Consider the following 14,110-nt stretch of genomic DNA (forward strand, 5'->3'; position numbering starts at 1 on the left):
CCCGCGTGGCGCAGCATCGCGGTCGCTCTCGTCAGGCGTGCAGCTCCCGGTGGAGGTTGCTGTTCCGGACCGTCAGTACAGCGCCTTGTAGACGCCCCAGCCGCTGCCGATCTTCACGCGTGCGCCGAAGCCGCCCTTGCCGTTGCCCGCCCAGCGGTACAGGTTGCCCGCGGTATCGCGGGTGAGGAGGTCGTTGCGGCCGTCCTGAGTCAGGTCGCCGACACCGACCAGGGCGTTGTAGGCGTTGAAGCCCGAGGCGATCTTCACGCGCCCCCCGAAGCCGCCCTTTCCGTTGCCGTACCAGTGATAGAGGTTCCCGGCCTTGTCCCGGCCGAGAAGGTCTCCGGTTCCGTCGCCGTTGAGGTCGCCCACGCCCACCAGCGCCGTATAACCGGACAGCCCGGTGCCGACGCGCACCCGGGCCTTGAACGTGCCCTTGCCGGTGCCGGCGTAGAACCACAGGACTCCGGCCCGGTCACGGGCCAGCAGGTCGGACCGGCCGTCACGGTTGAGGTCCCCGGACGACGTCAGCAGGTTGTACGTGTTCCAGCCCTTGCCGATGACAGTGGACTTGTTGGTTCCCCGGGCGAAGTACACCTGCCCGAAGCCCCAGTACGCACGCAGTTCGCCGGTGGAGTTGCGGACCAGCATGTCCGCGAACCCGTCGCCGTTGAGGTCGCCGGCCGGCACCAGGGTGGAGGAGGTCGGCCAGTCCGCGGTGTAGCTGCGGTTGTAGAAGTACCCCTTGGGATGCCCCTCCCATGAGTCGGTCCGGCCGTCCTTGCGGACCGCCACCATGTCCGGAAACCCGTCGCAGTCGTAGACATGGGTCGGCAAGGCGCCGCACATCACGTCCAGGCCGCCGCTTCCCACCCGCACCGGCACGGTTCCACCGTCGAACCTCGCGGTCAGCTGCCAGGTGTAGAGACCGCTCGGGGCGGGAGCACCGTTCGGCTCCCGGCCGTTCCACGAGGCCGAGATGCCGTTGAGACCGCGCTCGGCCCCACCGCGCACCACAGCCACCCGGCGCCCGGTCGTCTTCTGGACGATGCCCAGTTCCCAGGAGTCCACGGGGCGGCTCAGCAGCAAGGAGGCTGTCCAGGTCGAGTAGTTCGACGAAGTGGTCCTCGGCGCGACGCTCCCGGAGGTATACGCCTCCCCTATCACCGGAGCGGAGTCCGGTACCCCGTCCGCGCTCACATGCACGCGGCGATCGGCGTCCACGTAGGCGATGTGGCCGCCGTACTTGTCCACGGTCCACGTGATCCTGCGGTCGTCCGCGAGCGTTCCGGCCGGGAGGTCTGCTACGGAGCGCTCCGCGAGCGGGCTGCCGGTGTGGAAGTCCGTCAGCTTGAGTTCGCCCGCGTCCCGGTCGTGCCGGACCACGTAGCCGTCACCGAGCATGGCGGGACCCGCCGGCACAGCGAAGCCGCGGTTGTTCGTCAGGTCGTACACCCCGGCCTGCTTGTCGGCACCGCAGGACCAGTAGAGCCAACGCGCTGTCGCCTGCAGTTCGGTGGGCACGCAGGCGGCACCGGTCCGCACGGTGCGGACGGGTTTGCCGGGCGTGGCCGCGTCCGCGTTCAGCCGCTCCGCGGTCAGCGTGCCGGGGCTGCCGGGGGTCGCGCTCCACAGGGTGGAGTACCAGAGCGCCGCGGCCTGCACCGGGCGGCTGCGTACCACCTTGTTGTAGCCCGGGTAGATCAGGTACTGGGTTCTCGGGGACTCGCCGTCCACCACCACGTACGAGGAGGACGCGTCCCTGACCTCGCCGCCGCTGCCGGGCAACGGCACCTGCACGTGCGACGTGTAGGCGTCCACGCGGGTCTCCAGGTACGTCCGCCCTCCTGTCTCGGACAGGAAGGACAGGCCGTACCAGTTGCCCTCCACGATCCGCACGCAATCCGCACCCGTCGCACAGCGCACGGCGGAAGTGGGCATGCCGGCGGGCAGGGGCTTGGCCGCTCCGGCGACGGGGACCGCCCCAGTGCCGACATCCTGCTGGTAAAGGGAGAGCCTGCCCTCGGTGCTGTCCACCCGGTTGAGGGTGCCCCGGTACAGGTTCAGTCCCAGGACGTCGGCAGTCACCGGGGGCAGCGGCTGGACCACCTCGTGCGCCGGCTTCCCATCAGGGCCTGCGGCGAAGCGGTGCACCGCCCAGTCGCCGGTGCCGGAGCCGCCGACGAGCAGGGCACTCCCGTCCGCCGTCTGCGGTGGATAGTCCGACACGAGCGCGATGTGGTCGAGTGCGGTGCTCGGCTCCCCGCCGTCGAGCGGCCGGGCCGTCAGCCGCCGGCCGAGAGAGGTGCCCGAGGTGGCGTCCGGGCCCGAGGTCAGGAGGGTGTCGCCGAGGAGGGCCACGGGGGCCGCGTCGGCGGGGAACGGGAACTCCTGCGTCCCGGAGGACACGTCACCGCGGGGCAGCCAGCGCAGCCCGGTGAAGCCCTGCCCCCACCAGGCAATGCGGTCGGCGCTCAGCAGGATGCGCAGGCCCTGGCCGCTCATCGCCTCCGGGAGCGGGGTGATCACGGCGGTACCAGGGTCCAGCAGGCCGTAACGGTACGCGCCGTCCTGCCGGAAGGAGATCACCGCGCCGTGGTCGTCCGTGGCGCCCTGCTGCAAGGAGAGGCTGCTGAGCTGAGCGCCCGCGGGCAGGCCGGTGATGTGCAGCGGTTGCGCGGGATCGGTTCCGGTGTCGAGGAGTACACCGGCGGAGCTGGTGGTGCTGGTCGCGGACTCCAGCGCCAGCACCTTGCCCCCGACGGTCCCCCGGAACGTGTAGCCGGCTGGGAGCTGCGCCTCCCGGCGCTCACCGGTGTGCGGATCGAGCAGGGTGTACCAGGCGGTGCCCCGGGCCGGGCTCGGTGAGACGGCGAGCAGGTCTCCGCCGGCACCGACGGGGCGTACGAGCGCGTTGGCCGGCAGGGTCTGCAGGCCGAGCACCTGCGTCGAGGTGCCGCTCGCGAAGTCGGTCCAGGTGTAGCCGTCCCTGCCCTCCTGCTGGTGCAGGAACCCGGTACTGCCCACCGCCAGTGGGGTGTCCACACGGGGTGTGGCCCGGTCGGCGGGCGGGATCACGACCTCCTGGGACGAGTCCGCCGCGGCCGTCGTCTGGACGGCCCACGCGGGCGGCGCGTCCACGGCGAGCGGGACGGCCGTACCCGCGACCGCCAGAATCGTGCCGACCGCGAGGCCCGCGCCACCTCTGCGGCGGCGACCTCCGTGCAGTGGTTCAGTCGACGTCCGGGTCATTGCCCCCACGTCTCCCCCCATTGATGTGATGAGCTGCCGTCGCGCGGCGCCCCGGCGTGGCCGGACGCGCTGCCGCGTCACCCCCTGTGGCCACGGTGGATCTTGCCAGCCGCTCGTGCGGTAGACGCTAGCCGATCAACGAAGTCCCGGTCCGCCCTCACGGGATTACGATCAGACAACCCGACGCCCCGGCGGGCGGCCGGGGAGCGACCATGCGAAGGCGCGGCCGGAGCCCGGGTTCGTCCCCCATGGAGCTTGTGAGTGCCCAGGCCGGGCACGAGGTGAACGCGTACGTCGACCTCGTACCCGTCGTACGTGTCACCCGTGCGAGCTACGCGCGAGAGACATCTGGAGGGTGACGCCTCCGGGCTGCCGAATCCGTAGCGTCTGTGGTGTCGCCGCCGCACACCGGCAGAGGCGCCGGACAAGGGTCCGCGCACCGTCCGGGTGGGGGCCCGGACCCCACAGCCCTGCTGCGACTTTCCGTTATTCCGCCTGGAGGCCCCCGTGAACCGCATGCTCAAGACCATTGCCGTGGCTGCCACGTTCTCCGCCGTGGCCGGCGCGGGCTTCGTCGGCCACGGGGAACTCACCGCCAGAACGCAGACGTTGACGCGGACACAGAACGTGGTGGCCACCAAGACTGTGCGGCACGGTCACCTGGACTCGTTCACGGGGACCAGGAAGATCCGCGTCAACGGCTACTCGGTGAACGTCTCGTGCTCCGGCCGTACGGCGGCTCGCAAGCCGGTCGTCATGCTCATGGCCGGTGCGGGCGACGGGCTGGACACGATGGCCGGCCTGCAGAGGACCTTGAGCAAGGAGGACAGGGTCTGCTCCTACGACCGGCTCGGCGAGGGCCGGAGCGACCAGCCGAAGGGCCCCCAGACCATCCGCGACAGTGGCGAGATCCTCACCGGCGTGCTCGACCGGATCGCCGGTGATCGCCCGGTCGTGCTGGCCGCCCACTCCCTTGGCGGGCTGATCGCCGGCCGGTACGCCCCCGACCACCAGGACCGGGTCAAGGGTCTGGTTCTGATGGACGCCACGATCCCGGCCCTGAAGGCGAGCATCCTGAAGGTGATCCCCGAGACCGCCACCGGGATCGCGGCCGAGGTGCGTGCCCAGGTCATCTCGATCAACGAGGGCCAGAACCCGGAGCAGATCGTCATCCCCGACGCCGAGGTCCGCTCCGCCGGAGACATCCCGGTGCAGATCATCAAGCACGAGGCACAGTTCGGCGGGATCCCCGACTACGGCCCCGCCCTGGAGCAGGCGTGGTCCGAGGGCCAGCAGCAGTGGCGCGCGCTCTCCAGGCGCAGCGTCCTCAGCACCGCCGCCGGCAGCGGTCACTACATCCACGTCGACCGCCCCGACCTCGCCGTCAAGGCCATTCAGACGGTCACCGACCAGGCCGCCGCCGCTCGCTGGTAGCCGCGGAGGGCCCGGCCGCCGCGCTGTCGATCCGGCCCGTCTCCGCTCGGGAAGCTGACCGCCCCTGACCACGATCTCGTGGCCGCGGAGGGCGCCGACGACGACGTCAGATCCGTGCCAGGTCGAGCCGGGGAAAATGGGGGAAGACCGGGGAACACCAGGGGGTTGTGGCTCGGCTCTTCCGCTCTCTGGGGGGAAGCTGCGCTCATGCGGCGCCCGCTGATCACTGGCGTGCGCCATCCTTGAACCCGGCGTCGCCGCCTCGGGAAACCGGACGGTGCGCACCCTCAGCCGCCTCATGCTCGACCCGCCCTACCTCGAGGCCTGGTGCCACCTGTGAGAAGACGAGCGCGTTTTCACCCTCTCCCGAATCCACAGCGTCATGAGCCCCGTGCCTGAGTAAGAGGGTCCTGCCCGCCGCTCCGGCGATCGGCGGGCCGAGGAGCACGACCTGGCCGCGCTGCAGAAGCACCGGGCAGCGATCACCGACGAGCCGGTACAGCTCGTGCCGGTCTCCGGGGCATGGCGTGCCCGCTCCGGGCTCGGTTCTGACGACGTTCGGGCGACCAGGTACAGTCTCCGCTCGTCTCTGGAGGCACTGCCGCCGTCGTACTTGTCCGGGCCGGGCCGTATCTCGTCGGGGCGGATGAACGGGGGAACGGGGGAACGGAATGGACGAGGAGTGGGGTCGGTGAGTGGCGACGAGCGGGTGGGACCGCCCAGTTTCGGCAGTGAGCGGGACATGCTGCGGGCTTTTCTCGACTACCACCGGGCGACCCTCGCCATGAAGTGCGAGGGGCTCACCGACAAGGAGTTGCGGCGGCGGTCGATGCCGCCGTCCACGTTGTCGCTGCTCGGTCTGGTGCGGCACATGGCGGAAGTGGAACGCGCCTGGTTCCGCCGGGTGTTCGAGGACCAGGACGCGCCCATGGTGTGGTCCGACGAGATCGACTTCCAGGCGGCGTACGACGCGAGCGAGTCGACCAGGCAGGAGGCGTTCGCCGCCTGGGAGGCCGAGGTGGCCGCCTCGCGCCGTATCGAGCGCGCGGCCGGCTCCCTGGACCAGGCCGGATACCAGCCGAGGTGGGAGGAAGAAGTGTCGCTGCGCATGGTGATGCTGCACGTCCTCCTGGAGTACGGCCGCCACAACGGGCACGCCGACTTCCTGCGCGAGGGCGTCGACGGGACCGTGGGCGCCTGAGCGGGCAGGCGCCGCGCTCAGGGTTCGGCTAGGCGGCGATCCGGATCTTCTTCGTCACCGTCACCTGGTCCAGGTCGGACACCCTCACCGTCACCGTCATCGTCCACTCGCCCGCGATGGGGAGGTTGACGGAGTCGGCGGCCCAATAGCCGCCGCGGTCGGTCACGCTGGCGGGGAGGGGACCGATCTTCTGGGCGGCGAGGGTGAAGGAGAGGCGGAGTTCGGGGACGGAGGAGATGCCGCCGTCGGGGCCGAAGGCGACCGCCTGCACCGAGTTCGCGCCGACCCGGCCCGGGTCCAGGGTGATCTGTACCTTGCCGTGGCCGTTCGGGGTGCCGACGTCGAAGGGGACGACGGCGACGGCGGCCGCGGGGATGCCGGTCGTGCCCGACGCCGTACCCGACTCGGCCGCCTCGGCCGCGGCCCGGCCGGGCAGGGTGCCGGTGAGGATCGTGGTGATGCCCAGGACGGCGACGCCGACGGCCACTTCGGTGAGGACCGAACGGCGCAGGGCGGCCTGGTGGCGGCCGGTGGGGGTGGTGGCGGGCGGTTCGTCCGGGCTTGACGGTTTGCCGAGGGGGGATGGTTTGCCGAGGGGGGACGGTTCGGCCGCGGGGGGTGGGTTCTCGGCAGTCGGTGGGTTCGCCGGGGCCGGGGCACCGACCGGCAGGGGGACGCGGTCGGGAGTCGGCACGGCCGGGGCCGTCGCCAGCTTCGCCGTCCAGCGGCGGGACTGCGAGGCCGCCGCCAACAGCAGGGCGACCGCGGCGAGTTTGAGGAGGAGGAGCCGGCCGTACGACGTGTCGGTGAGCGCCTGCCAGGAGCCGAGGCCGCGCCAGGACTGGTAGACGCCGGTGCCGACGAGGACCGTCACCGCGGCGAAGGCCACCCGGGAGAAGCGGGTGACCACGGCGGCGGGCAGGGGCGTGGCGGAGCGCTGGAGGGTGATGAGGAGGGCCGTGAGGCCGCCCAGCCAGAGCGCCATGGACAACAGGTGCAGCACGGAGGACGTCATCGCCAGCGGGACCTGGATGCCGGCCGAGGCGTGTTCCGCCGCCGCCCAGGTCAGGGCCAGGGCGATGGAGAGGACGGCGGCCGTGGCGAGGAGGGGGCGGGACGGTCGGGCCCCGTTCACGCGCTTGCGGAGGACGAGGTACAGGGCCGCCGTGAGGGCAAGCAGGGCCACCCGGGTCAGCAGGGCGAGGCCGGGGCGGCCGGTCGCGGACTTGGCGAGGGCGGAGAGGTCGAAGGCCGTCGCCGGGGAGGTGCCCTCCTCGTACGGGGAGCGGAGGATGAAGAGGAAGAGGGTGGAGGCGAGCAGGGTCCACCACGCCGCGCGGACCGGTCGGCGCAGAGGGGCGGGGTCCGGCGGGCGGCAGACGGCCATGAAGGCGACGGCGCCTATGAGCAGCGCCACGGCTGCGTACGCGACGTAGCGGCCGATGTTGTAGAGGCTGTCGGTGACCGGGTTCTCGCCGGGCCCGGTGGCGACGGTCGCCCTGGTCGCCGACGGCTTGCCCACGGAGAAGGTGAGGGCGCCGGAGATGGGGTGGCTGTCCGCCGAGACGATCCGCCACGCCACCGTGAACGTGCCGGTTCCGAGTTTCTTCGGGAAGGTGATCCGGGCGGTGTCCGAGCCGGCCGGGCCGTGTTCGGCGTCGCCGGTGGTCACCCGGTGGTTGGTGGGGTCGTACACCCGGAACGAGTCGTCGAGGAGGCCGACGGACTCGGTGAAGGTGAGGGTGATGGATCGGGGCGACGACTTGAGTACGGCGCCGTCGGCGGGGTCGCTGCCGCGCAGGGCCGCGTGCGCGGTGGCGGGGGTGGCGGAGGCCAGGAGGAGGGCGGCGAGGAGAGCGCCGAGGAGTGCGAGGGCGCGCAGGGTCCTGTTCCTGTGGTCGCCGGTCGGCGTCCTCCGCCGCTTGTCGTGTCCTTCGCTCACGTCACCCGCTCCGAGGTCGGAAACACGCGTTCCCAGGTCGTACGGCTGATAAGGCTGTGGTGCTCATTTTGCCTGCGGGATCTGCGGGATCTGCGAGTGGTGGGATCTGCGGGTTGGTGGAGGCTACGGGTTGGTGGGGGGGCGGGCCTGACCACCGCCGCCTTCGCCGTGCTGTAGTGGGCGTGGCCGGGGGCCGGATGGCCTGCCTCGATGGAGGCGATGTGGGTGACCGTGCCGCCGCCGGGCTGGGCGCGCATGATCTCGGCGGCGGCCTGGGTGCAGGCGAAGACGCTGGTGAGGTCGGTGTCGACGACCGCGCGCCAGTCGGCCGCGGTCATGCCGGGCAGCGGCTGTACGGGCTGGACGTCCGCGTTGTTGACCAGCGCCGTCAGCCGTCAGCCGGCCCACTCCGCGTACCGCCGTACGGCTGGGGGGTACCCCCTCTGGGGGAGCACGGCCACCGCCGCCCCCTCCTCCGCCAGGCGCCGGGCGATGACCCGGCCGATGCCGCCGCTCGCGCCCGTGACCAAGGCGGTCTGTCCGTCCAGCAGATGAGGCGGGCGAGGTGGACGAGGTGGATGAGGCAGGTGGGTCGTCATGGACGGCAGAGTTCCGTGATGCGGGCGGCTTCGGACGGGTAACGCGCCGTGAGGTGGGCCGGGTTCCCGTGTTCGTAACCCTCGAAGGTGAATCCGGGGGCCATCGTGCAGCCGAAGAGGGTCCAGGCGCCCGGGGGTGCCACGCGGGCGCCCATCCAGGTGCCGGCCGGGACGGTCAGCTGGATGTGCTGGCCGCCGAGGAGGTCGGGGCCCAGGACGGGGGTGCTGGTGGTGCCGTCGGGGGCGAGAAAGAGGAGGTTCAGGGGGTCGCCCAGGTAGAAGTGCCAGATCTCGTCGGTGGGGAGGCGGTGCAGGGCCGAGTAGTCGTCGGCGGTGAGGAGGGCGACGATGGCGGTGCCCTCGGGGCGGCCGTCGGCGCGTGCGGGACCGGCCCAGGTCTGCCGGAACAGGCCGCCTTCGCGCGGGATCGGCTCCAGGCCGTAGTGGGCGATGAGGTCATCGGGGGTCGGTGTCGGGAAGGACATCCGGGAAGGCTACCGGCCGCGTGAGAAAAGCCAGTTGAGCGTGCTTTTCGGGCAGGTGGACGTCGGGGAGGTCGATCTCGGGGAGTACGACGGCGGGGCCGGGCTCGAAGCCGTGGCGCCGGAAGCGGGCGATCGCCTTCTCGTTGCGGACGTCGGGGTCCACGACGAGGCGGTGACGGTCGGGAGCGCGCAGGACGTACGCCGTGAAGGCGGTCAGCAGGGCCTGCGTCCAGCCGGGGCGGGGGCCGTCGGGGCCGGCCGGGGCGAGGAGGACGTGGATGCCGATGTCGCCGGGGCGGACGTCGTAGCACTCGCTCACCCGGTCGGCCTCCGGCTCGTACGTCTGGAGCAGCCCGACCGGGGTGCCGCCCTGCTCGCCGAGGTGGGCGAGATGGGCGAGGTAGGCGTGGTGGGTGTCGAGGGTGGCCATGTGGGCGTAGATCCCGGCGACCTGGGAGCGGGTGAGGCCGGTCATGCCCCAGAAGGCGGCGCGTTCCGCGCTGACCCAGGTGTGGACGACGTCCGCGTCGCGCTCGGGGTCGAGGGGGCGCAGCCGGACGGTGCCGAAGCCGGGGGCGGGGTGTTCGAAGGCGGGGTCGTGCTCGTGGTGCTCAGACATCGGTGTCCTCCGCGTGTTCTGTCAGGTGTACGCGTTCCAGGCGGGTCCAGTCGGTGACGACCGGTGCCAGTTCTCCCTTGAGCCACAAGGGGAGTTGGTCGGTGTGGTGCGGTGCGCCGGGGACGCCGTCCGTGCCGAACGGGACCACCCAGAGGCTGTTGTCGCGGTGGGCCAGGTCCCAGACGTAGCGGGCGGCCGGGCCCCGCGCGAAGCGGTCGGTGAGGCCGGGGACGGCGGAGGTGCACAGCACGCAGTCGTGGTCGCCGGACAGCGCCGGTCCGTCGTACGGCGACGGGTCGGGCAGCGCCTGCCAGGGGGCGAGGCGGTGGGTGTCGCCCCAGGTGCCGGCGGGTAGGTCGGCCGCGACGTCCTCCACGGCCGCGCGGACGGCGGCGGGGCGGTCGACGCCGTACAACTCCTCCGCCCTCAGGAGGTGTTCGAGCGCGTAGCCGATACGGGGGGTGAGGGCCAGCCACGGGAGCAGGACCTCGGGGTGGGCCGTGGGTTCGGCGAGGGCGGCGAAGGCGGGGTGGGCGGCGAGGTGCCGTACGACGGCGGAGCGTACGGCCGCGTAGGCGGCGGCGTCGGTGCTGTCGGCGTCCATCCGGCGGTCCCAGGCGAGGAGGCGGTCGCGGAGGTCGGTGGCCTCGGGGGTGAGGCCGTCGAGGGCGGCCAGGTGGTCGAGGAGGGGGGCGGCGGAGGCGAGGTGGGTGTCGGTGTGGATCGCGCGCAGGTCGGCGGCGGACCAGGTGCGGCGCTCGTCGAGGAGGGCGCGGATGCGGTCGGCTCGGTGGGGTGGGGCGAACTCGACGCCGAGGGGGGTGGCCGGGCCGCGCTGGTTCGCCATCACGGCCACGCCGTCGGTGAGGTCGCCGTACGGCATCTCGTGCCAGCCGAGCCATTCGTGGCCGGGGAGCCAGGCGGGGGCGAGGCGGGTGCGGTTGGTGTGGGAGCGGACGGGGACGCGACCGGCGACGCGGTGCAGGAGGCCGCCGGCGGTGTCCGCGGCGTGGACGACGTTGACGGGCTCGGCCCAGGCGTCGAAGGCACGGTCGACGTCGGTGACGTGGCGGGCGCGGAGGAGGGGGAGGAGGGCGCTGAAGCCGAGGTCTTCCGTGACGCGGGGCGGGTACCGGAGCGCCAACGCCTCGGCTTCGCCATCGGCGTGTGTTCGCCCACCCGCACCACCCGTGACGGTCTCGTGGTCTGGTGCGGGTGGCCCCTGCGGGGGCTGAGCACCGTCGGCGGGTGCCGGTGCGTGGAAGGGGAGAGACGTGCCGGATTCGGGGGCGGGCTCGGGTTGCCCCTGTGGGGGCTCAGCGGCGTCGGTGGGTGTCGGTGCGTGGAAGGGGAGAGACGTGCCGGATTCGGGGGCGGGCTCGGGTTGCCCCTGCGAGGGCTCAGCGCCGTCGGCGGGTGCCGGTGCGTGGGAGGAGGGTGCCGTAGTTTCCGGGACTTTCGCTGTGATGGTTTCCGAGGTGTTCGGGGGCGCGGTGATGATCGGGCCCCGCGGGGTTTCGAGTAGTTCGATGTGCAGTGGGGGGTTGCCGGAGATGTCGATGGTCTCCGTGTGTTGTTCGACCGGGGTCCAAGCGCCGTCCGGGGCGAGGGCCTCCACTCCGGTCTCCGTGCGCCGCAGGCGCTCCCGGTAGACGTCCTGGTAGTCGGCCATCGCGTTGGTGATGGACCAGGCGACCGTGCCCGTGTGGGCGAAGTGGGCGATGCCGGGGACGCCCGGGACCGCCAGGCCGATGACGTCGAAGTCGGGGCAGGAGAGACGGATCTGCTGGTAGATCCCGGGGGCCTCGATGAAGCGGTGGGGGTCCCCGGCGAGGAGGGCGTGGCCGGTGGTGGTGCGGGGGCCGGCGAGGAGCCAGCCGTTGCTGCCGGAGGTACCCGGGCCGTCGGTGGCGAACAGGGGGATCGCCGCCTCACCCAGGTGCCGTACCGCCTCCTCGCGCCACAGTTTGGCCGGGAAGCCGGCGAACAGGATGTGGGCGGTCAGCCAGATGCCGAGGGGATGCCACGGCTCCCAGGTACCGGGGGCCAGGCCGGTGCGGGCGAACTCGGGCGTACGGGCGGCGCCGGGCGGCAGGCCCTCGTTGACGCCGGCCACGTACGCCCGTACCCAGTCCGCCGTCTCCGGGTCCCGTCTCTCCAGCGCCTCGAAGCAGCGGCTCGCCGTGTCCGCCAGGCGGGCCCGGCGGGCGAAGACGTCCCAGGCGATGGCCTCGGTGCCGAGGAAGGACGCCGACGTGCCCTGCGCGCGGTGCCGTTCCACCTCCAGTTGCCAGGCCCGGTCATGCGCCGTGACCCGGCCCTGCGCACGGGCGAGTCCGCGGACGTCGCCCGCTCGCAGATGCGGGATGCCCCAGGCGTCGCGGTACGTCTCGATGGTCACCCGACGACTCCCCTTTCTGAGGTTAGCCTTACCTAACTCAAATCGTGGAGGAATCGTACGTGAGGGGAAGACGGGCGGGAGGGGAGGGGGAGGCCGACACCCTCGGTCGCGCGAGGCCGGTCCTCGCGCGGGATCATCGAGCCATGGACGCCAACGCCCCCGCCTTGCGCCTCGCCCAGGACCCCGAGGCCGACGAACTCCTCAGCCGCAGCAGGCTCGCCGCGCTCACCGGCATGCTGCTCGACCAGCAGGTGCCGATGGAGTGGGCCTTCAAGGGGCCGGCGACCATCGCACAGCGCATGGGTACGGACGATCTGGACGCCCATGAGATCGCCGCCCAGGATCCGGAGGCGTTCGCCGCGCTGCTCTCCGAGAAGCCGGCGGTGCACCGGTACCCCGGTTCCATGGCAAAGCGGATCCAGCAGCTGTGCCAGTACCTCGTCGACCACTACGACGGTGACGCCGAGGGCGTCTGGCGTGACGTCGACAGCGGGACCGAGCTGCTCAAGCGGCTCCAGGAGCTGCCGGGGTTCGGGAAGCAGAAGGCGCAGATCTTCCTGGCGTTGCTGGGGAAGCAGCTGGGGGTGACGCCGAGGGGGTGGCGGGAGGCGGCGGGGGCGTACGGGGAGGCGGCGGCGTACCGGTCGGTGGCCGACATCACCGGGCCCGAGTCGTTGGCGAAGGTGCGGGCCCACAAGCAGGAGATGAAGGCGGCGGCGAAGGCGGCGAAGGGCGGGGGCAGCAGCAAGTAGGACGGGGTGAAGTGCTCGTACGTCACCGCGTCACCGCGTCACCCCGTCCTCCCCTCGCGCCCTGTCACCTGATCAGCCGCTCCCTGCTGGCCCGGCCGCCTCCCCCGGTCTCAGCTGGAACCATGACCGAGCCCCCGAGCACCGGCCCCGCCGACGACAACCGGAAGGCGCATGCCACCGGTACCGTTCGGCATGAGCCCGAACCGCCCCTCGAAGGACCGCTGCACGCCCTTTCCCGGGCCGCCTGGCAGATCGTCCTGGTCACCGGGATCGCCTCCCTGATCCTCGGCGTCCTGGTCCTCGTCTGGCCCGGCGCCTCGCTGCTCGCCGCAGGCGTGCTCTTCGGCATCTACCTGCTGATCGCCGGTGTCTTCCAGCTGGTCGCCGCGTTCGGCACGCACCGGGCGACCTCGCTGCGGGTGCTGGCCTTCATCAGCGGTGCGCTGTCGATCCTGCTGGGCCTCTTCTGCTTCCGCGGCCCCATGGAGTCGATCCTGCTGCTCGCCCTGTGGATCGGCATCGGCTGGCTGATCCGCGGGATCACCCAGACCATGGCCGCCGTCTCCGACTCCCGGATGCCCGCCCGGGGCTGGCAGGTCTTCCTCGGGGTCGTCACGTTCATCGCCGGCATCGTGCTGATCGTCTCGCCGTTCAAGTCGGTCGCGGTGCTCACCCTCGTCGCCGGTATCTGGCTGGTCGTCGTCGGCATCGTCGAGATCGTCACGGCCTTCGGCATCCGCGGCCGCGCCAAGCAGATCCCACAGACCCTGTGAACGCGGGCTCCGCGGACGCCGGCTTCGCAGACGCGGGCCTCATCGACGCACGCCACGCAGACGCGGACCTCGCCGGCGCGGGCCTCATGAGCGCCGGCCTCATGAGCGCCGGCTTCATGAGCGCGGGCCTCGCATACACACGCCCCGTCGACACCAGCCCTCTCGACACCAGCCCTCTCGACACCGGCCCGTCCGCCTCGTCAACCTCGCGCCCCGCCGGTACGCCGAGCGAGCGGATCTCGTGCCCCGCGCGATGAACACCGGCCGCAACAGGGGGACATGACCGTCATGAGCAGCGGTCGCTCGACCGGACGTCACCCGCGGCCAGGCCCCGCCTGGTCGCGGGCGCTCGTGCTGCTGCTCGTCCTGCTGCTGGCCGGCGTCCCGACGGCGGCCGAGGCGCTCGCGGCCGCCACCCCGGCCGTCTCGGCGGAGAGCGTCGAGCACGACGTCCTCGACACCCCGCTACGGCCCCCCGCCCGCGCCGTCCACCGCACCGACGTACCCCAGCGTCCCGCGCCGCTGCCCGACCCGGCGCCCGCCGGCCCGGCGGAGCACCACCGTCCCTGCCCGACGGCACCGCGTCCGCCGGATGCCACGCCCCTCCTGCGCACCGTGGTCCTGCGCTGCTGACCGACCCGCCCGTCCCGCA

At 72.3% G+C, this 14,110-nt stretch carries 10 protein-coding genes and 1 pseudogene; 5 read left to right on the forward strand and 6 right to left on the reverse strand.

Features of this window, described 5'->3' with window-relative positions:
- Positions 1 to 72: 72 nt before the first annotated feature.
- Complete coding sequence (locus tag AB0P24_RS37700) at positions 73 to 3,252, reverse strand: VCBS repeat-containing protein (protein ID WP_365802112.1); 3,180 nt, start codon at positions 3,250 to 3,252, stop codon at positions 73 to 75.
- Between the two features lie 516 nt (positions 3,253 to 3,768).
- On the opposite strand from AB0P24_RS37700, the gene AB0P24_RS37705 reads away from it, so the two are divergent.
- Both AB0P24_RS37705 and AB0P24_RS37710 read left to right on the forward strand, forming a co-directional pair.
- The gene (locus AB0P24_RS37705; RefSeq protein WP_365802175.1) at positions 3,769 to 4,686 is read left to right on the forward strand and encodes an alpha/beta fold hydrolase; all 918 of its coding nucleotides are present in this window, start codon (positions 3,769 to 3,771) and stop codon (positions 4,684 to 4,686) included.
- 691 nt (positions 4,687 to 5,377) lie between these two features.
- Entirely contained in the window at positions 5,378 to 5,887 is a 510-nt protein-coding gene (locus tag AB0P24_RS37710; RefSeq protein ID WP_365802114.1) for a DinB family protein, read from the forward strand.
- 28 nt (positions 5,888 to 5,915) lie between these two features.
- Here the strand turns inward: AB0P24_RS37710 and AB0P24_RS37715 are convergent, their stop codons facing one another.
- The 5 genes and pseudogenes from AB0P24_RS37715 to AB0P24_RS37735 all read right to left on the reverse strand — a co-directional run bounded on the left by AB0P24_RS37715 (position 5,916) and on the right by AB0P24_RS37735 (position 11,933).
- Positions 5,916 to 7,769: a copper resistance protein CopC gene (locus AB0P24_RS37715; protein WP_365802177.1), complete on the reverse strand. Its 1,854-nt coding sequence runs from the start codon at positions 7,767 to 7,769 to the stop codon at positions 5,916 to 5,918.
- A gap of 209 nt (positions 7,770 to 7,978) precedes the next feature.
- Positions 7,979 to 8,428: pseudogene (locus AB0P24_RS37720) on the reverse strand (SDR family NAD(P)-dependent oxidoreductase); the annotation flags it as partial.
- A complete protein-coding gene (locus AB0P24_RS37725) occupies positions 8,425 to 8,913 on the reverse strand; it encodes a cupin domain-containing protein (protein WP_365802116.1) in 489 nt (162 codons plus the stop codon). The gene AB0P24_RS37725 and the pseudogene AB0P24_RS37720, both read right to left, overlap by 4 nt.
- Complete coding sequence (locus AB0P24_RS37730; protein WP_365802118.1) at positions 8,885 to 9,532, reverse strand: GNAT family N-acetyltransferase; 648 nt, start codon at positions 9,530 to 9,532, stop codon at positions 8,885 to 8,887. The genes AB0P24_RS37725 and AB0P24_RS37730 overlap by 29 nt, the downstream gene beginning before the upstream one ends.
- Positions 9,525 to 11,933 (reverse strand): penicillin acylase family protein, encoded by a 2,409-nt coding sequence (locus AB0P24_RS37735; RefSeq protein ID WP_365802120.1) that lies wholly within the window; start codon positions 11,931 to 11,933, stop codon positions 9,525 to 9,527. The genes AB0P24_RS37730 and AB0P24_RS37735 overlap by 8 nt, the downstream gene beginning before the upstream one ends.
- Positions 11,934 to 12,076: 143 nt before the next feature.
- Between AB0P24_RS37735 and AB0P24_RS37740 the strand changes: the two genes are divergently transcribed.
- The 3 genes from AB0P24_RS37740 to AB0P24_RS37750 all read left to right on the forward strand — a co-directional run bounded on the left by AB0P24_RS37740 (position 12,077) and on the right by AB0P24_RS37750 (position 14,091).
- The gene (locus tag AB0P24_RS37740) at positions 12,077 to 12,685 is read left to right on the forward strand and encodes an HhH-GPD-type base excision DNA repair protein (protein ID WP_365802122.1); all 609 of its coding nucleotides are present in this window, start codon (positions 12,077 to 12,079) and stop codon (positions 12,683 to 12,685) included.
- Between the two features lie 122 nt (positions 12,686 to 12,807).
- Complete coding sequence (locus tag AB0P24_RS37745; protein WP_365802124.1) at positions 12,808 to 13,458, forward strand: HdeD family acid-resistance protein; 651 nt, start codon at positions 12,808 to 12,810, stop codon at positions 13,456 to 13,458.
- A gap of 288 nt (positions 13,459 to 13,746) precedes the next feature.
- Complete coding sequence (locus AB0P24_RS37750) at positions 13,747 to 14,091, forward strand: hypothetical protein (protein ID WP_365802126.1); 345 nt, start codon at positions 13,747 to 13,749, stop codon at positions 14,089 to 14,091.
- Positions 14,092 to 14,110: the final 19 nt, after the last annotated feature.

It is taken from the genome of Streptomyces sp. NPDC086519 (genome assembly GCF_040686075.1).
In the GTDB taxonomy this organism is placed as follows: Bacteria; Actinomycetota; Actinomycetes; order Streptomycetales; family Streptomycetaceae; genus Streptomyces; species Streptomyces shenzhenensis.